Here is an 18,450-nt window from a genome sequence, read left to right on the forward strand (position 1 = left end):
AATCGGCCGGGTTGAGGAAACCTCATGTGGCGTCACCGGATCGACCGCTCCTCTCGCTCCCCGGTAACGAATGATAGACGCGTAATCCCTTGGCGTCCATCTCGTCGGCAAAACCTATTTAACTCTAACGTAAACGTCAATATTGCTGCCGCACATCTCGCCAACTCGTGAAGGGAAATGCATTTTTCCCAGCTTTTTTGACTTTAATCCTGATTTGAGCGATCAACATAATTCGCAAAGCAGGGCAGGATTGGAAATGGCAGGCAGGGCAGCGCTTGAACTGAAATCGGTTGGGAAAAGATTCGGCGATACGGACGTGCTGTCCGATATCGATCTTTCCGTCGAACGTGGCGAAATTATTTGTCTCGTGGGGCGCTCCGGCTGTGGAAAATCGACCCTGCTGCGCATTGTGGCGGGCGTGGAGACGCCGGACCATGGCAGCGTTTCCCTGAACGGCGCTGTCGTTGCCGGCCCCGCTGTTTTCGTCGAGCCGGAAAAGCGCAATATCGGTTTTGTCTTTCAGGATTATGCGCTGTTTCCGCATCTCACCGTGGAACAGAATGTCATGTTCGGTCTTCGCACTTTGCCGAAGGTGGAGGCTCGCCGCCGCGCTGCCGAGATGATCGAACATGTTCACCTGCAGGAGCTGGCAAAACGTTATCCGCATACGCTTTCGGGCGGTGAGCAGCAGCGCGTGGCGCTTGCCCGTGCGCTTGCACCGCAGCCCGGCCTGCTGTTGATGGACGAGCCCTTTTCCAATCTGGACAGGGGATTGCGCGACAGCGTGCGCGAGGAAACGCTCGGCCTCCTGCGGCAACTGGGCACGACGGCGATCATGGTCACCCATGATCCGGAGGAGGCGCTTTCCGCAGGTGACCGTGTGGTTCTGATGCAGCGCGGACGTATCGTGCAGAGCGGCACGGGTTACGAAATCCACGATAATCCCAAAACCCGCTATGCCGCCGATTTTTTCTGTGCCTTCAACAAGATCGAGGGCCGGGTGAGAGAGGGTCGCGTCGAAACGCCGCTCGGGCTGTTGGGTGACGCCTCCGATCTGCCCGATGGTCTCGCCGCCGTCGCTTATGTTCGCCCTAATGCGATTTCGATCATCGAGGACGGCGCCGCGAAAGAGGGGATTGCCGGCGAAATATCGAGCCGCGTTTTTCTCGGCGAGATCGAGCAGCTTGGCATAGCCGTGCCCGGACTGCCTTCCGACCTGCGGGTCAGGACGATGCAGCGCACACCCGCCCGGACCACGGCGGTGCGCTTCGGTATAGACCCCAAAGGGGTTCTCATCTTTACCTGAAGTTGAATGAATGGACTGGCGCTTTTATTCCCTGTCTATTTTCAACTCTTGGTGATCGCAGCGGCTCAAAAAACCAAGAAATAAAACTTGATTTGGGCCGTCATGTATGATGTCTGCTCCCCCTATATTGCCGCTATCGGAGAGGGAGACAAAACATGACGAAATTTACGAGATTTGCCCTGCTTGCCAGCACGGTTGCCTTTGCGGCCGGAACGGCCAGCGCTGCTGAACTCAACATCTACACCACCCGCGAACCGGGCCTGATCCAGCCCCTGCTGGAATCCTTCACCGCTTCGAGCGGCGTCAAGGTCAACACCGTGTTCCTGAAGGACGGTCTTGCGGAGCGCGTTCTGAGCGAAGGCGCAAGCTCGCCGGCCGACGTTCTGATGACGGTGGATGCGGGCAACCTCGTTGATCTCGCTGAAAAGGGCGTCACCCAGGCAGTTGAATCCGAGACTCTCACGAAGGCCATCCCGGCTGAACTTCGCGACGCCAAGGGCCATTGGTTCGCGCTCTCCATGCGTGCCCGCGTTCTCTACGCGGCGAAGGATGTCGATCTCGCCTCCTTCAACTATGAAGATCTGGCGGATGCAAAGTGGAAGGGCAAGGTTTGCATTCGCGCCGGCCAGCATCCCTATAACACGGCGCTGTTTGCCGATTACATCGCCCATTACGGCGCTGCGGACACCGAGAAGTGGCTTGCCGGCGTCAAGGAAAACCTGGCCCGCAAGGCAGGCGGCGGCGACCGCGACGTTGCCAAGGACATCCTCGGTGGCATTTGCGACATCGGCATCGCCAACTCCTATTATGTCGGCCTGATGCGCTCGGGCAAGGGCGGCGAGGAGCAGGTGAAGTGGGGCGACGCCATCAAGGTGGTTCTGCCGACCTTCAAGAACGGCGGCACGCAGGTCAATATCAGCGGCGCGGCTGTGGCCAAGAATGCTCCGAACAAGGCGGAAGCCGTCAAGCTGCTGGAATATCTCGTTTCGGACGAAGCCCAGAAGATCTATGCTGAAGCCAACTACGAATATCCGGTCAAGCAGGGTGCTGCTCTCAACGAGATCATCGCTTCCTTCGGCACGCTGAAGATCGATAACAAGCCGCTCACGGAAATCGTCTCGCATCGCAAGCAGGCGAGCGAGCTGGTCGACAAGGTCGGTTTCGACAAGTAAAGGCCAATCAGCGATAACATGGTGGAAGGCGTTCGCATCTGCGGGCGCCTTTCCGCGTATTTTCCAAAAGCACATGAATCCAGACGCCATCCAGCCATTGACACCTCGTGCCCGAGCCAGGTTTTCATCCACCTTCTGGTGGCTGTGCCTCTCCGTGCTGGCGGTCTGTGGCGCCATGGTGCCGGTTCTGGCGCTTGTCTCACAGGCTTTGCAGGGGTCTGAAGGCCTTTGGGCGCATCTCGGCTCGACCGTGCTCTGGACGGCGCTTCCGGATACGGCGATCCTTCTCGCTGGTGTCGGGCTACTGGCCGGTGTCATTGGAACCTATGCCGCATGGCTGGTCACCGCCTATGATTTTCCCGGCCGCAGATTATTGGAATGGGCACTGCTGCTGCCGCTGGCCATGCCCACCTATATCGTTGCCTATGCCTATCTCGATATCCTGCATCCCATCGGGCCGGCGCAGGGTGCGATCCGCTGGCTGCTCGGTTATTCAAGCCCACGAGAATTCCGCCTGCCGGACATAAGGTCGATGACGGGCTGCATCGTTCTCCTCGGCTTCGTGCTGTTTCCCTATGTCTATATTCCCGTGCGCGCCATGTTCCTGACGCAAGCGGGCAACCTGCTGGAAGCGGCTCGCACGCTCGGCGTTTCAAGACGCGCGGCTTTTTTCAAGGTCGCGGTGCCGCTGGCGCGCCCGGCGATCGCGGTCGGCATCAGCCTAGCCTTGATGGAAGCGCTGAATGATATCGGCGCATCGGAATTCCTCGGCGTCCGCACCCTCACCGTTTCCGTCTACACCACATGGGTCACGAAATCCGACCTTCCGGGTGCGGCGCAGATCGCGCTCTCCATGCTGTTCATCGTTGTCGCCCTTGTGGCGCTCGAGCGCTGGGCGCGGCGCAAGCAACGTTACGCGGTTTCTGCACAGAAAAGCAGGGAACTGGAACCGCTGCGGCTCATCGGCCTGAAGGGCTGGGGCGCCTTCGTGCTCGGCAGTCTGCCGGTCCTGATCGGCTTCGTAGCACCCGCGAGCTATCTCGTCATTGAGGCTTGGAAGCGCTTCCGCTTCAGCGGCCTGTCGGCCCGTTTCGCCGATGAGGCTCTTAACACCATCCTCTTTGCCGGGCTGGCGACGGTGATCACGCTTATCCTGGGCCTTGCCGTTGCTTACGCCATGCGCGTTGCACCGGGACGTCTCGCGCTCTGGTCCTATCGTCTTTCGACAGTGGGTTATGCTGCCCCCGGCACGGTCATCGCCATCGGGGTACTGATTGCACTCGGCGGTTTCGACCGGTTTGTCGACCAGACCATGCGTGACTGGTTCGGCATCTCCACCGGCCTGATCTTCATCGGCAGCGGCGCGGCCCTCATCTATGCCTATTCGGCGCGTTTCCTCACCATTGCCGCGGGCGGCGTCGATGCCGGCCTCAGCCGTATCCCGCAATCCTTCGATCATGCCGCGCGTACGCTCGGGCGATCCGCGACGCAGACATTCCGCCAGATTCATCTGCCGCTTTCCAAGGCGTCGCTTGCGGCTGCGGCACTGCTGATCTTTGTCGATTGCGTCAAGGAGCTTCCCGCCACGCTTCTCCTGCGGCCGCTCAACTTCGAAACCTTCGCAACTCATCTTTATGGCGAAGCGGCGCGCGGCACCTATGAAGAGGCGTCTATCACAGCCCTGGCAATTGTCGTCATCGGCATGCTTCCCGTGGTGCTGCTTGCGAGGATCGGCCGGCGTAAGGGCTGACATCGAAGCTTAGCCCGATAAATGACGGGCGCAAAACTGTGCGAGAAGCCAATAAGCTTCAAATCCGCCCCGAAAACGACAAGCATCCCCACTTAATCATGATGTAAACACTCATCTTAATTGAGGTGCTGCGGCCTGTCGGATAGGGACATCGACCGCGATCTGTTTCGGGGCATATCTTGAAAAATTTGCATGGGATGTTTTTGAGCCGTCTGGCTTTGGGCACGGCCGCCATTGTTTTGCTGGCGCCAGCGATGGGCCACGCGCAGGACACGACCGTTCTGCAGCAGATTACCGTTGAAGGGCAGGGCGCGGGAAACGCGACTGGCCCGGTCCGCGGTTATGTCGCGAAGAAAAGCGCCACCGGTTCGAAAACCGAGACGGAAACCAAGGATATTCCGCAATCCGTATCGGTCGTCGGCCGCCAGGAAATGAACGACCGCGGCGCGGTGACGAAAATCGATGAAGTGCTGCGTTACACCCCCGGTGTGACGGCGGAACCCTTCGGCACGGACCCGGACACGGACTGGATTTATATTCGCGGTTTTCAGGCAACCCAGACCGGCGTGTTCCTCGATGGGCTGAACCTGTTCAGCTACGGTTTCGGCGGTTTCCAGATGGATGCCTACGGTCTGGAGCGCGTGGAGGTCCTGAAAGGCCCCGCCTCGGTGCTTTACGGCGGCGCCAATCCCGGCGGCATTGTGCAGATGGTCCGCAAGCGCACGCAGGATGAGTCGGTGCGGGAAACGGAAATCGGCATCAATAATTTCGGCAATGCCTTCTTCGGCTTCGATCTCGGCGACAAGGTCGATGAGCAAGGCGTGTGGAAATACCGCGTCACCGGCAAGGTCTCCGGCGGCGACAATTACACCGACTATTCCGAGGATTTGCGCGGCTTCATCATGCCGCAGATCACCTTCGAGCCGGATGCGCAGACAAGCGCTACGCTCTACGGCTATTTCTCGGCGCTCGATCAGGTCCATATCGGCAACGGCTTCCTGCCCTATGTCGGCACGGTCGTGGACGCGCCCTTCGGCAAGCTCGATCGCAAGGCCTTTTATGGTGAGCCGGATATCGATAATGGCCGCGTCTACCAGTCGATGGTGGGTTACGAAGTCAGCCATGAATTCGACAATGGCTGGAAGATCAGCCAGAACGCCCGTTACGGCCACCTCTACAAGCACGAGACCGGACCCTATGCGGGCGGCTGGGCCAATGCGGACGCTAATGGCCAGCCGATCCTCGATGCCACCACCAACGACTATATGCTGACCCGCTTCGGTTATGACGGCGTGTCGAAGGTCGACAGCTTCGGCGTGGATAACCGTGTTGAAGGCGAGTTCGATACCGGCGCGGTCAACCATTCGCTGCTCTTTGGCCTCGACTATAAATATTACCGGCTGGATCAGGTGCAGGCCTGCTGCGGATCGAATTCGATCGGCGCGCTCAACCCGGTCTATGGCTCGACGCAGGGAACGAATTTCGTTTATGCCGACAATATCGTGACCCAGCAGCAGATCGGCATCTACGCCCAGGATCAGCTGCGTTTCGGCGATGGCTGGCTGGTCACGCTGAACGGCCGTTACGATTATGTCGATACGGAACTGAACAACAGGCTGCCTGCCGGCCTGTCCCGCCGCTCCAATGACGATGCGTTAAGCGGCCGCGCCGGTCTCGCCTATGAATTCGACAATGGCCTGACGCCCTATGTCTCGGCTGCCACCTTCTTCAATCCCCTCATCGATACGCTTGCCGACGGCACCCCCGCCGTACCGGAGGAGGGACACCAGTTCGAGGCGGGTATCAAATATGAGCCGACCTTCTTTGACGGCAGCATCACCGCCTCCGTCTTCAAGCTGGTCAAGGACAATGCCATCGTGTCCTATACGGCGGGCGGCGTGACCACGAGCGGCCAGTTCGGGCAGGTGGAATCCACCGGCTTCGAGCTGGAGGCCAAGGCCAATCTCAGTGAGAACTGGAAGACCATCGCGTCCTATTCCTATACCGATCTGGATATCACCAAGGATGCCAATCCCAACCTGATCGGCAAATCACCATGGATCGTGCCCGCCCACACCGCCTCGCTGTGGCTGGATTACGCCTTTACCAATGATGCGCTGGAAGGCCTAAGCCTTGGCGGCGGCGTGCGGTATCAGGGCAAATCCTGGGCGGATGCGGCCAATACGCTGCGCGTGCCGGATGCCGCCGTCTTCGACGCCGCGATCCGTTATGAGAAGAACGACTGGACCGCATCGATCAACGTCGCCAACGTCTTCGACAAGGAATATGTGAAGAGCTGCGCCGGGGTCTCCGTCTGCGGCTGGGGCGATAGCCGCACCATCACTTTCAAGCTTTCCAAGAAGTGGTGATGGGCGGCCAAAGGCCGTAGTTGCGGGAAAATTGGTTTGCCACTATAAACATGAATAGATTTATCATGTTATAGTGGCGCCATGGCGCCCTGCGGGATCGAGAGGCCATGGCTTTCCGCGTGCGGATGGAAAATGAGATCGAGGGTTTTGCCGTCATTGGCGGCCCGCGCTCGAGGATGTGGAACGGCATCGTCGCCGATCTCTGGGACGTGCGCTGCGCCCCGAAGGCGGGTGGCCGTTATGTCGGCAAGGACCCGCGTTTCGTTTTCCTGCTCGATATGGATGGGACGGATGACGGCCGCTTCATGATGAACCGCTGCCGCCGCGATAATTACGGGTCGTCAAAGGCGAACCGGATTTCCTTCGTTCCCGCCGATCTGGATGTTCATGCGGAACTGAGCAATGTCTCCTTCGTGCGCCACCTCGATCTGCATTTCGATGCGGGATTGCTGGGTGCCCGGCTGGTGCAGGGCTTCGATCCGCACGGGCTGCTCGATCCGCATCTGATGTTCGAGGATGAGCGCCTACTGGCGCTGGCGCGACTGATTGCTGCCGAATGCGATAATCCCGATCCGCTGCATGACCTCTATGGCGAAAGCCTCGTGCTGGCGCTGCTCACGGATTTCCTGAAAGTGAAGCGGGAACCGGTCAAGAAACGCAGCAAGCTCGCCGCCTGGCAATTAAGGGCGGCGACGGACTATATCCGCGAACATTGCCTGCGGTCGATCCGGCTGGAGGAGCTGGCGGAACTCACCAACCTCTCGCAATCCCATTTCAGCCATGCCTTCAAGGCCTCTACCGGCGTGCCCCCGCACCAGTGGCAGATGCAGGCGCGCATTGATCGCGTCAAGGAATTGATGATGCGGACCGACATGGCGTTGACCGATGTCGCCATCGCCGCCGGTTTTTCGGACCAGGCGCATTTCTCCCGCGTCTTTCGCAAGATGGTCGGTGTTTCCCCCTCCGTCTGGCAGAAGATCCGTCAGTAGGCACGGATTTTGTTCCATTTTCCTCCAAAAAAATTCCCGCCGAGGCGACTGGAGCGCAGGGGAACGAATTGCCTGTCGCGGGGTTTACCAGACGTGACCTCAAAGAGGAAAAACAAGGAGGAAAGGCACATGATGCATCAGGAACCCCGCGCCGGACAGGACCCCTATGTCAAGGATACGCCGAGCCTGATCGCCAGCGACAAGGTGGAAGGCACCCGCGTTTATGGTGCTGATGGCAAGCATATCGGCTCGATCCAGCGCATCATTCTGGAAAAACGCGGCGGCCGCGTCGCCTATGCGGTATTGAGCTTCGGTGGCTTTCTCGGAATCGGCGACGACTATTACCCACTGCCCTGGGAAAAGCTGCATTATGACGAAGAACTCGACGGCTACCGTATCGATCTTACCAAGGAAGAGATCGAAAACGCGCCGCACTTCGCCAATCTGGATGATAACGACCTGCTGAACGCCAGGGACCGCAAGGTCTATGACTATTACGGCGTCGCTCCGTATTGGATGTAAAATCTGCTAAAAGGCGCTTCCGGCTGTTCTATCTCCGGAAGTGTCGCACATAAAGGAACGGCTCCTTTTCAGGAGCCGTTTTTCGTTTGGCGCGTCAATGCGTGTTGTTCTGCATCTCGGAAACCGCATCGGTAAAGCACTTGCGTGCCTCTTCGGGCGATTTGCGCCCGTCAAGAGCGGCGCGGCAGGCGCTTCTCGCTCTTACGAAGCTCAACCCCCCGATTTTGGGCCAGCCTTCGGTCAACAATGTCAGTGCTTCGAAGGGGCCGGCGATGACACTCTTGCCATTCGCCTCAAGATTGACCTCTACAGGTTCTGTCCATCTCTCGTTCTTCATCGTGCACCTCCCAGAGCAACGCGATCCCGAAATACACCCGACAGCGAAGCAACCCATGAACGCAGTCGTGTGTCACTGCCGCTTAGGATATGCGCAAGCGATCGAATTGACAACGGGGATCAACGGAAGCCGAAAAACGACAGGATCGCCAGAACGATGACGACGAGGCCGACGATGTAGATGATCTGGTTCATGATTTTCTCCTTGGCTGGTGTCATCACCATAACGTGAGGGAGAAGACGAGGTTCCAGCAGCCAATGAGAATTTAATCACGTACTAAAATGTTGCGAACATCCCATCGTCGATAAAAGGCTATGTCACCTGCGCAGGATTACCCAGATGGCGTGAATGATGCCGGGAACATAGCCGCAGAGTGTCAGGAGAATGTTGATCCAGAAATGCAGGCCGAGCCCGACCTGAAGAAAAACGCCGACGGGCGGGAGGATGATGGCGATCAGGATACGGATGACGTCCACAGTGGGTGCTTTCAAGTTAACCAAGACTAGACAATCAACGTAAGTGGAGCCCGGTTGGTTTCAACGTCCTATTGATGACGAATACCTTCCTTCATCTGGCAACCGGAAGCCGCCAATTCTGAGGGATCCACTCCCGTGTGATGCATTAGGCGAGCGGGCTCAGCACCATTCAGCCCTCGTTCAGGCCTGCCGCATCACTCTTGCTCACGGAACCGAGGACACAGACAGACGTTGAGGTCCGTCATTGGGAGATGAGATCATGAAGATTCTAACCGCAGCAATCTGCCTCCTATCGGTCGGCATCCTGAGCGGATGCGTTGACGATGGTGGTTACCGCACAGGCGGATATTACTCGTCCGGCGTCTATTATCGATCTTATGATCGAGACAGATATTACCGTGATTACGACCGCCGGAACTGGCGACAACACAGAGAGTGGCGGGATCGCAGGGATTGGCGCGGTGATTATCGCTACCGCCCGCGTCCACCGTCTGACGGTCAGTTGTATGGCGTGATTGTTCGTTAACGACGGCGTTCTTATCGGGCCGGTCTGCATGGCCGGCCATGTGATTCGGGTGATTCCCGACAGCGCGCGTCTATTTAGATAATAGTCTGGGAGAAAAATGGTGCCGCTTACGTGAGGGCTTTCCAAAAATCTAACTTATTGAATACGCGGGGCTTCTACAGGCAGTGAGGACGCACTATGTCGCCCTTTCATGTACGCAATGATGGCACTGTTGCGATAACTAATCAACACGCCAGTTGCTCGAAGAGGCTGAAACCGCCGGGTCGCGCGACAACATATAATCGCGCATATTTTGACCTTGTTTTTGTAAAAAAATATGCCATGATGCTGCCACCATAGGAGAGTTTCATGGCTTTACCCCTTCGTGATTTTGTGCAGCAGGTGTTACTAGAGAATGGGCGTGCATCGAAAATTTATGATGCCGTAGACGCGGGATGGTCTAAGGCGAAAGAAAAGTACCCGGAGCGAGCGCGGTGGCTAAGAAAATCGACGTTTCGTGGTTTAGTTTGGGAGGCTGTTGTAAATGAGCTTCACCAATGCACTTTCGATGACGCCGGGTTTGATCTCGTTTCACATCGTGATACGGCGTCGTTCGTCCTCGAAGATTCGGTCTTGTTTCGTTTCAAGCACGCCGATGTTTCACTAACCACATCAACGTATCCAACAATCGAAGCTCGGTCGTTTGATGACCATGCCGTAGACCTTTACGGATACACAGGTTTGCAGCGTGTAGAGCTTTGCTATGTTTTGAACGAGTTTGAGACAGATATTGTTTGGACTGGAATATCTGCACGATCGCAGGGTGAGTGGCTTTGGAAAATTGAACTGTCCTCCTCAGGGATTGTTCAGGATGTGCAGGACATGCTGCCATTGGACAACGAAGAACTGAATATCGAAAAATTGGCTAACTTAAAGTCAATGCGAACTGATACCGCGTCTGAAGACAAGAAGAAAAATGATGGCGAATTATGACTGCTCATTTCAATAGCGAGCTGCTGCTGCTTGCGAGACAGTTTCGGGGTAAAAGTCAGACGGAAATCTCGGAGCAGGCAGGGTTGGATCAGGGACATTACTCACGGATCGAAAGGGGGCTTCTCAATGGAGCCCCTTCTGAATCGACTGTGGAGGCGATTTCAAGCGCCTTAGATTTTCCGATTTCATTCTTTTTTCAGAATGATGAGCTTTCAGGATTGCCGCTGAGTGTGCATGACGTTGCGTGGCGGAAAAAGGCTTCTGTTCTTTCTTCCGATTTGAAGCGCTTACATGCTGAGCTTAACCTTCGAGTTATGCATTTGCGACGACTGTTGATCTCCATCGACTTGTCACCTGAACTTCCTTTGCCGCGACTTGATGTTGAAGAGGTTGGTGGGGCGGACAAAGTTGCTAATTTGATTAGGCGGGCTTGGATGATACCAGATGGTCCGATTCGGAGCCTAACCGCACTTTGTGAGCGAGCTGGTATACTCGTGATAAAATGCGATTTTGTTGAGAACGTTGACGGCGTAACTATGAGGCTCCGAGACGTTCCCCCGATAATTTTTCTCAACAGTAAGGCGCCTGCTGACCGTATGCGTCATTCGCTCGCGCATGAATTGGGCCACCTTATTATGCATTCTATTCCTACAGAGGAAATGGAATCTGAGGCTGATCTATTTGCAGGCGAGTTGTTGGCTCCAGCTTCGCAGCTACGCTCAGACATTATCGGTGGACGTGTGACCTTAGAGCGCCTTGTTCAGCTAAAACAATATTGGAGAGTATCCGTAGCTTCGCTCCTATACAGGGCTGGTGCAGCAAATCTCATCTCTGAGAACCAGTCCAGTTATCTCTGGAGGCAGTTGAGTGCGAGAGGATGGCGTAAAACTGAGCCCGCCGAAACTCAATTCCCTCATGAAGCGACTCGCTTATTCGATCATATTTTGTCACTTCATCGAGATAGTTTGGGGTATACTGTTTCCGATTTCAAGAAAGTTCTGCACCTTCACGAAGGAGAGCTTAGAAGCCTCTATGGAGTTCGTGATCCCGACGCAGATAAGCCCAGATTGCGAATCGTGAAATAAATTCAAATGATAATATGCCTTTGATGCATATTGAGTACCCTCTAAGAGTGAGCGCAAGCCAACTGGTGACGTTAGCTTAAATATCTCAAACTACAGCGACGTCACGAGGACCGTTGATCTCCACCACGTTTGGCCTCTTCGGAAATGATTGCGAGTGACTCTTCATGTTGGACGGCCGCATCTATGGCCGCGATCACCTGCTCCCTCGGAAGTTTTGTGAGGCGAGATTTAGCTATTCCAAATCGTTTTATACCTATCACAACGAGTTCGCTCTTTGTGATAGACGGTCTGCGCAATCTCTTTTTGACCTCATCCAAGGTGAGCTTTGCTAAAGATATTTCATCTGCGAATAGTGCAGAAGAATATGTATTTACGACTGTATCCAAAATGGTCGAGAAAGGAGAGGACTTTTGCTCAAGAAAAGTTTTTCCGAGCACCATTAACGCTTCACTTAGTTCAGGATTTCCGAACACTGGATCGCGATTGAGTAGAGCAAGACTTTTCAAATAGCGGCCCAACTCTGCTCCCGTCACAGGCTTTCTCTTCCTTGTGGCGTACTTTGCCGGCGCTTTAGTCACAATGCATCAATCCTCAGTTTAAGGGCGTCTGTTAGTTTCCGGTACATGGTGTGCAAACCGCGGCCTCCGATGTTTTGGCTGTTGCCCCTGTCATAAACGGGGACGCCTTCGGCGAGCGTCTGCGAGACACCAGTACCATCTTCAATATACGGTGTCACCAAGTTAGTATTCCAATATCGCTGCATCGAAGCAAGATGTTGCGTGTGGTCATCCGTGTATCCCGATGCGGCCGGTCCGTGTGTTTTTATGCGAGTGATTGCGACCCCCACAAGCTTGGTATCTGGCACGTGCATGGTACGTGGTGTGCCCATTGCAGCTAGCGCCTTCAAGCGCTTATCGATTCCATTTTGCACCATACTGTATAGATGTGGCGCGCCTCTTTCCATTACGGCTTCGGGAATAACGGGTATAATAAAACCATGGCTCGCTGCAATGGCATTCTGAGAGACGATTTTCGTCGCAGGAGGGCAGTCGAATATTATGTAGTCGAACATTTCATCTACCCTAGCTTCCTCCAGCCATCGGCACACCAGCGTACGTTTATCCCATTCGGACTGGATAGCATTCCCGTGGTGAGACGCGGTGAGTTCAATCTCGATATCGTCGAGCTGCAGGCTCGCTGGAACCACCTTGAGATTGGAATAGTGAGCTGCTGCGAGTTGGTTGCCAGTGATGATATCTGTGGTCGGCATAATTGGGCTTTGGCCGATAAACGGTTTAAAAATCTCGTTCACGGTCTTATTGGCTGCAACACGACGATTCCATTCTGATGCGCCGAGACATACGATTGAGAGGCTGCTCTGGTGATCCATGTCGACGACCAGTACTCTCGCGGGCTTATGATACCTCACAAGTCCAGTTGCGAGTTGAAACGCAAGCGTGGTTTTGCCGACGCCACCTTTGAAGTTGATGACGCTAATTCGCTTTGCCATATGCATGCCCCCAGCACGTTAAAGTCGTATTTATCGGCAATACAACGATTCTTTAGCTTTGTCGTCCAATAAAAAATGATCTCTAGCGACAAGCGCTTTTTCAAAACAACGCTATTTTTCGCAGGGGTATTTATAAAAAACTAGTGTGTCGGCTTCCCCCCCCTGCCCCCCTTGTCTTCAAATATTCCCTGCTGAAAAACTACTTTCAATACGTATTGCTCTCTGATGGAAGGGCATGACGTTTCGTCCATATAAGGGGGGGAGGGGGCTAGGCTGTGATAGAAAGGTATACCTTTTTATCACACGCAACTTGACTGTACATTTTGAGTACCCTAATTGTTCGTCCACATATCTTTTAGAGATTAGGAGTACGAAGCATGGGTGCAGTTATTGGGTACGCAAGAGTGTCCACTAGCCAACAGGACTATTCGCTTCAGGTAGGGAAATTGGAAGCGGCAGGCGCAGCCAAGATATTCACTGAAAAGCGATCAGGTCTCGACGGCGAACGCCCTGCATTGGCCGAATGTCTGCGGTATCTGCGAGAGGGTGATACCTTGCTCGTCACCAAGCTAGACCGATTGGCTCGTTCGACGTCCGATCTCTACAGGATTGTAAGCAATTTGGAGCAGCAAGGTGTCGCATTCAAGGTGCTGGACGATACTGCAATCGATACCAGCAGCCGCACGGGCAAACTCGTCATGGGCATACTGGCGTTAATAGCCGAATTTGAAGCGGATATCCGCAAGGAGCGGCAAATGGAGGGAATTGCGAAGGCAAAGGCGGAAGGGCGATCGGGTGGCAGGCCCGCACAAGTTACTGACGATGTTCGCAAGCAGGTTATGGCGCTACGCCATCAAGGTGTCAGCATACGTAAGGTCGCTGATGCAATCGGTTATTCGAAGGCGACGGTACAGAAGATTATAGCGGCCGGTAGCAAAGATGGTTTAACGTGAGATGATTTTGGGCCGCCGTCCGTCGGTTCAGGACGACGCGAGGGCATTCACGACAAGGATACGCTTTGTTTCGGTCAGGGGAGACCCCTCACGCGATTTACGGATTTGGATAGGGGGTTTGCCCCACTAGGTCGCCATCGCCGCTCTACGGCCCAACATGGCGGTTTTCTATTCTCTGGCTTCCCGGGTAGATATTTGAACTAAAGCAATCTTCTGTATAGCTAGGTCTGTAGCAACTATTTGGGTGAAAAGATCACAACTAAATTCTATCCAGCGCGGCCGAAATATCTGTAGGCCTCGCGATGCGATAGATTAGTAGTGAAGCAGCAACGTACCGGAATGAGTGTCCGCCGTTTAATGCTTAAATATTTGATTTTCCTCACAAAGTTACAAGTCTATTATATCCTCCATATAAGGAATAAAAACAACGACCGGCCCAACGATATCGGTTTCAGGCTAGGAATGGAATGGATAGGAATACAGGACACAATGACCGGGTATAAATAGAGGGTATAGATGGATACAAGTATGACATTGTAGATAGAATGGATAACGTGCAGAATAATAATATATAGAATTAATAGTTAGATATATATATATAGATAGATAGATAGATAGATAGAATAGGCTGTCTAGGGCGCTTACGTAAATTCAAATTATAAATACAGACATGGTGTGTGTTCTTTGTCGATTTCAGATGATGTTTCTCCAAAGGTCTCATGACAGGCATTGCCGACCCATGTCCTGTGTGGGGGGTAACCCCATTGTGGCAGCAGGAATTGCTCTCTGTGGTCGTCCTCGTCTGAATGCGGCATGGTTGAACATGATAAGATTGGCTGTTGCTCGGCGTGAGAAGCACAGGCAACCAACTCGCATTGCCATCCGGCCACGGCACTGGGCGATGGATCAGTAGTTAGCGTGAATGTTTCTTGCCAGTTCTATAAGGGTCTGTGCCGGAAACGAAAGCATGCAGGAATGCTCCATCCTCATCAAAGGTTGCTATTTGCCCTGTTAGCTTTGGATTGAACCTGACGTGCTCCGTTGTATCGCGTCGTGGTTCGGAATTATTGCTTCTGAATCTGTGTCATTGCGATCTGGCCGATTGCTGAAGACGACCATTTCCGCTTCAAATTGCTCGTAGCTTTTATCGTGTCTGGCGCGGAACTCGTCTTCTGTAATCGATAGCAAGGCCATTCCGTACATCATTTGAACAACGTCCACCCCCTCGGCTTGGCGCTGTTTTATCCCTGCCGTCAGTTCGTCCAGTTCGGTTTCCGTCATTGGAGAGCCACTGATCTGAGTATGTTGCTTTTGCAGCATCTGCCTCATCATCCCAGGTTGGCCAAGGAGCCGTAGTGTTTTGGTGAGGTAATTCCTGATTTCAGTATGCAGGAAGTCGCTGCGGAACTGCGTAGTAGCTGGAAAGGCGAATGCCATGTAGTTTCGGAGGGAGGCGGGAATTGAAAACTTGTAATGGTCTGGAAAGCCGCCTTCTAGCATGGTGACGAGGTTGTCAGGCATAAGCACTGTGCCGGGTATCTCCCCCTCCGGTTCGGCCTTTAGTTCGCCTAATACGAAATAGGTGACGTAAGACTGCACCCAATCCGGTTCTTTCTCTTTCATAGTCAGCGGGCTTGTGTACACCGCGAACACGGAAATGGTTGGGTCACATTGCGAGGCTGACCATCGATACCAGCCCGGCATCCTGCTTGACATACCCTGTCGATAGGCTTCAGCAATCAAGGGTAATTGCCTGCCCGCATGAGCAACGCGAATCTCGCTGACGATGTGCTGCATCACTTCTGTATCAAGATCGATCATGTTGCCGGATACGAGGGACTGTGCAGTTTCTCTACCGTCTCCTCGAAGCAGCGCCTCAAGATAGATATATGCGCGTAGGGCTTCTGCGCCTGAGTTCGTATTGTATTTGAAGAACTGGTACGCACCCCATGCGAGGGCGCCGAGGATAAGGATTAAAAACATGACCGCCCCGACTATGGGGCAATCGTTGCGGTGCGTCCCCGCAATCAAGCCCCCTTGATCTCTGGTGATCGGGGAGTTGGAAAACCGAATGGATACGGTCCCTACGGCCTTTAGTCCGAGAACCTGTTGCATACGCCGCAGGCTCCCCGACCATAGGTCAAGGAGATCGTGCCGTTCAGGTCGGCACTCGTACCTATCCATTCGGGGTTTCCACGCCCCAGAGCTGCACGTACAACTCCACTATCTTCTTTGAATCTTTGCGGAGTCCCTGTCAATCCCGAGAGCTATTTACTCATCGCCGTCTTGAAGGCTGTAGTCCAATTTCTGTATGGCGTCGTTCAATTGCCGAAGCGTATAGCCTTGTTTGAAATAGTGCTGTTGCGTCACGCCCTGTTGAGCATGTCCAACGATTGCTTTGACGATTGATTCCGGTACGTCTGCACGACTTAGTCTAGTAATCACAGTATGCCGGAGGCTGTGGAATACTAAGCCTTTGTCTTTGACGCCTAGTTTTGGTAAAAGCGTTTCATTGAACCAACGACCGATGTTCCTGCCCCTGCCATGTTCGACCGTGTTCGACAGATCGGGAAACAGCTTCGTTTTCTTCCGCAGGCGCATCACATCTACATATTCCAAGAGGCCATGTTCGATTAACTTGGCATGCATGGGCACGAGGCGTCTGGACGAGACCGTTTTTAATTGCTTGTCCTCACCTTCATCGTTCAGATCAAAAAGCCATATGCCGTTTTCTTGGCGTATATCTGCTAAGTCGATTTGTGCGATCTCATTCAACCGGGCGCCTGTATAAAGTCCGATGAGTGGTCCCCACTTTTGATGCGGTTTCTTTACGAGAACCGGCAGCGGGTCGGTCAAGGTGGTGATGAGCAGTCGAGCTTGAGCAAGCGAAAAAGCGCCTCTCTCGTTCTGTGAGCGCTGCCTATTCTGTTTGATGGAAAGACCGGAAAACAGGTTCTTTTTAACGAAGCTGTGCTGTAGCGCGTACTCGAACAGGTCGCCGTATGTTTGCAGATACTTGTTGATCGACGCCACTTGGAGCCTCTCGACATTGGCCATCGTCAAAACCTCAGCCAGCGGCTTACCTCTCGTCAGCTTGTTTTTATGACGGTTTTTCGGAAGAGATGTCAGCGTGTCTTTTACCTGTGCTACATCCTGCGGTGTTAGGCTGGTTATGTCTCTGGACAAGCCAACAATTTCTTTTAACAAGTTGGAGTGCTCCCCGTTTCACCGGACAGGTCGGCTAGATTGATTTAGCCCTGATGAACTGCCGAGGGGAAGCCATCTTGAGCGCGGAATGAGGATGGATTTCATTATAGTCCTCGATCCATCCGTCGATGAGCCGGAGCGCTGTTTCTGCGTCCGGTAGTGCTGCGATCCGGATATAATCCCGCTTCAGGGTTTTGACGAAGGCCTCCGACATGCCGTTCGACTGTGGGCTGGCGACCGGCGTGAAGCAGGGCGTCAGATTGAGTGCTTGCGCAAACAGCCTCGTGTCCCGCGCCGTATAGGCTGAACCATTGTCAGACAGATGCTCGATAGCATTCGGGGCTCGGGTTGCATGGAAGCGTTTCTCGACCGCCTCCAGCATCATGTCGCGGACGTCCGAGCCGGATATTCCGGCATTGGCGAGCGCCGTCCAAGCGATGATCTCCCGGTCGAAGGCATCGATGATGAAGGCGAGACGAATGACCTCGCCATTCCAGCAGGTGAACTCCAGGCCGTCCGAGCACCAGCGCAGGTTGGAGCGCATGACCATGACCTTGCCATCGTGGAGGCGGCCCTTGCGAACGGCTGTGTGCTTCTCCAGCAGCATGGCGTGGTTGCCCATGATGCGATGGACCCGTTTGGCGTTGACGACAGGCTGATCGGCGGCTCGCCTTTCGCGATTGAGGAGCGCGGCGATCCGCCGATAGCCATAGGTTGGCCTTTGATCCACCAGCCTGCGGATGGCGGGCAGAAGCTCTGCATCCTCGGCCTTGTTGTATGGCCCACGCGGCTTTGATCTGCCTTTCAGCCGCTCGATGAGGTTGGAACGGGAGACGCCCAGCGTGTCTGCGACGGCCTTCATCGCGAACCGTCCTTCGGCAACAAGATCGGCCGCGATATCCGTTTTTTTGAGTCCGCTTTGGAAAGGGCTTCGCGGAGGATTTCGACCTCCATCGTCTTGCGACCGAGCATGCGCTCCAACTCCCGGACGCGATCCTCCAGTTTCTTCACTTCCGAATTTCCGACAACCGGCTCGTCAGAATCCACGGCTGCAGCACCTCCCTCGCTCAAGAGCCTGCGCCACCGATAAAGCAAATTGGGCGCGACGCCATGACGGCGAGCGGTCGAAGATACCGTCTCGCCGGGTTCGAAACTCTGCTCAATGATTGTCAGCTTTTGCTCGGTTGTCCACCGCCTGCGGCGAACATCACCCGTCAGCAATTCAACGTGTCGATAGTCGTTAGACATAAGCCTATACCCAAGCCTGTGCTTGAGC

The 18,450-nt window shown here is 54.5% G+C and carries 17 protein-coding genes; 10 read left to right on the forward strand and 7 right to left on the reverse strand.

The genetic code is table 11. The annotated features are described in order from the left end of the window. Positions 1–256: 256 nt before the first annotated feature. From MRBLRC7O_RS00410 to MRBLRC7O_RS00435, 6 genes are all read left to right on the forward strand, one after another. On the forward strand, positions 257–1,306 hold the full coding sequence (locus tag MRBLRC7O_RS00410) for an ABC transporter ATP-binding protein (RefSeq protein WP_003503604.1): 1,050 nt from the start codon (positions 257–259) through the stop codon (positions 1,304–1,306). Between the two features lie 155 nt (positions 1,307–1,461). Continuing rightward, entirely contained in the window at positions 1,462–2,478 is a 1,017-nt protein-coding gene (locus MRBLRC7O_RS00415; protein WP_003503602.1) for an extracellular solute-binding protein, read from the forward strand. A gap of 73 nt (positions 2,479–2,551) precedes the next feature. Continuing rightward, complete coding sequence (locus MRBLRC7O_RS00420) at positions 2,552–4,228, forward strand: ABC transporter permease (RefSeq protein WP_080865794.1); 1,677 nt, start codon at positions 2,552–2,554, stop codon at positions 4,226–4,228. 179 nt (positions 4,229–4,407) lie between these two features. After that, on the forward strand, positions 4,408–6,597 hold the full coding sequence (locus MRBLRC7O_RS00425) for a TonB-dependent siderophore receptor (RefSeq protein ID WP_080570181.1): 2,190 nt from the start codon (positions 4,408–4,410) through the stop codon (positions 6,595–6,597). 107 nt (positions 6,598–6,704) lie between these two features. Then, positions 6,705–7,586 (forward strand): helix-turn-helix transcriptional regulator, encoded by an 882-nt coding sequence (locus MRBLRC7O_RS00430; RefSeq protein WP_003503589.1) that lies wholly within the window; start codon positions 6,705–6,707, stop codon positions 7,584–7,586. A 129-nt stretch (positions 7,587–7,715) separates the two neighbouring features. Beyond that, positions 7,716–8,108: a PRC-barrel domain-containing protein gene (locus MRBLRC7O_RS00435; RefSeq protein ID WP_003503587.1), complete on the forward strand. Its 393-nt coding sequence runs from the start codon at positions 7,716–7,718 to the stop codon at positions 8,106–8,108. Positions 8,109–8,202: 94 nt separating this feature from the next. Here the strand turns inward: MRBLRC7O_RS00435 and MRBLRC7O_RS00440 are convergent, their stop codons facing one another. After that, the gene (locus tag MRBLRC7O_RS00440; RefSeq protein WP_003503584.1) at positions 8,203–8,445 is read right to left on the reverse strand and encodes a DUF982 domain-containing protein; all 243 of its coding nucleotides are present in this window, start codon (positions 8,443–8,445) and stop codon (positions 8,203–8,205) included. 317 nt (positions 8,446–8,762) lie between these two features. Continuing rightward, complete coding sequence (locus tag MRBLRC7O_RS00445) at positions 8,763–8,921, reverse strand: YqaE/Pmp3 family membrane protein (protein ID WP_003503579.1); 159 nt, start codon at positions 8,919–8,921, stop codon at positions 8,763–8,765. A gap of 323 nt (positions 8,922–9,244) precedes the next feature. Here MRBLRC7O_RS00445 and MRBLRC7O_RS00450 point away from each other — a divergent pair, with 323 nt between their 5' ends. From MRBLRC7O_RS00450 to MRBLRC7O_RS00460, 3 genes are all read left to right on the forward strand, one after another. Further along, positions 9,245–9,436, forward strand: a complete 192-nt coding sequence (locus MRBLRC7O_RS00450) for a hypothetical protein (RefSeq protein ID WP_003503577.1) — start codon at positions 9,245–9,247, stop codon at positions 9,434–9,436. 359 nt (positions 9,437–9,795) lie between these two features. After that, positions 9,796–10,419, forward strand: a complete 624-nt coding sequence (locus tag MRBLRC7O_RS00455) for a hypothetical protein (protein ID WP_367727262.1) — start codon at positions 9,796–9,798, stop codon at positions 10,417–10,419. Then, entirely contained in the window at positions 10,416–11,504 is a 1,089-nt protein-coding gene (locus MRBLRC7O_RS00460; protein WP_367727263.1) for a helix-turn-helix domain-containing protein, read from the forward strand. Before MRBLRC7O_RS00455 ends, MRBLRC7O_RS00460 begins: the two co-directional genes overlap by 4 nt. 101 nt (positions 11,505–11,605) lie before the next feature. On the opposite strand, the gene MRBLRC7O_RS00465 is transcribed toward MRBLRC7O_RS00460, so the two are convergent. Both MRBLRC7O_RS00465 and MRBLRC7O_RS00470 read right to left on the reverse strand, forming a co-directional pair. After that, the gene (locus MRBLRC7O_RS00465) at positions 11,606–12,037 is read right to left on the reverse strand and encodes a hypothetical protein (RefSeq protein WP_367727264.1); all 432 of its coding nucleotides are present in this window, start codon (positions 12,035–12,037) and stop codon (positions 11,606–11,608) included. Positions 12,038–12,078: 41 nt separating this feature from the next. Further along, positions 12,079–13,014, reverse strand: a complete 936-nt coding sequence (locus MRBLRC7O_RS00470; protein ID WP_367727265.1) for a ParA family protein — start codon at positions 13,012–13,014, stop codon at positions 12,079–12,081. A gap of 377 nt (positions 13,015–13,391) precedes the next feature. Between MRBLRC7O_RS00470 and MRBLRC7O_RS00475 the strand changes: the two genes are divergently transcribed. After that, positions 13,392–13,967: a recombinase family protein gene (locus MRBLRC7O_RS00475; RefSeq protein WP_367727266.1), complete on the forward strand. Its 576-nt coding sequence runs from the start codon at positions 13,392–13,394 to the stop codon at positions 13,965–13,967. Positions 13,968–14,978: 1,011 nt separating this feature from the next. On the opposite strand, the gene MRBLRC7O_RS00480 is transcribed toward MRBLRC7O_RS00475, so the two are convergent. The 3 genes from MRBLRC7O_RS00480 to MRBLRC7O_RS00490 form a co-directional block, all read right to left on the reverse strand. Beyond that, positions 14,979–16,082 (reverse strand): hypothetical protein, encoded by a 1,104-nt coding sequence (locus MRBLRC7O_RS00480; RefSeq protein WP_367727267.1) that lies wholly within the window; start codon positions 16,080–16,082, stop codon positions 14,979–14,981. A gap of 156 nt (positions 16,083–16,238) precedes the next feature. Further along, positions 16,239–17,174 (reverse strand): site-specific integrase, encoded by a 936-nt coding sequence (locus tag MRBLRC7O_RS00485; protein WP_367727268.1) that lies wholly within the window; start codon positions 17,172–17,174, stop codon positions 16,239–16,241. Between the two features lie 34 nt (positions 17,175–17,208). Beyond that, positions 17,209–18,422 (reverse strand): IS3-like element IS426 family transposase gene (locus MRBLRC7O_RS00490; RefSeq protein ID WP_112967582.1). Its coding sequence is split into 2 segments (ribosomal slippage): positions 17,209–18,086 and positions 18,086–18,422, totalling 1,215 coding nucleotides; the frame shifts between segments, so codons are not numbered across the junction. Positions 18,423–18,450 lie beyond the last annotated feature (28 nt).

The sequence above is a fragment of the Agrobacterium radiobacter genome (genome assembly GCF_040801995.1).
In the GTDB taxonomy this organism is placed as follows: domain Bacteria; phylum Pseudomonadota; class Alphaproteobacteria; order Rhizobiales; family Rhizobiaceae; genus Agrobacterium; species Agrobacterium radiobacter.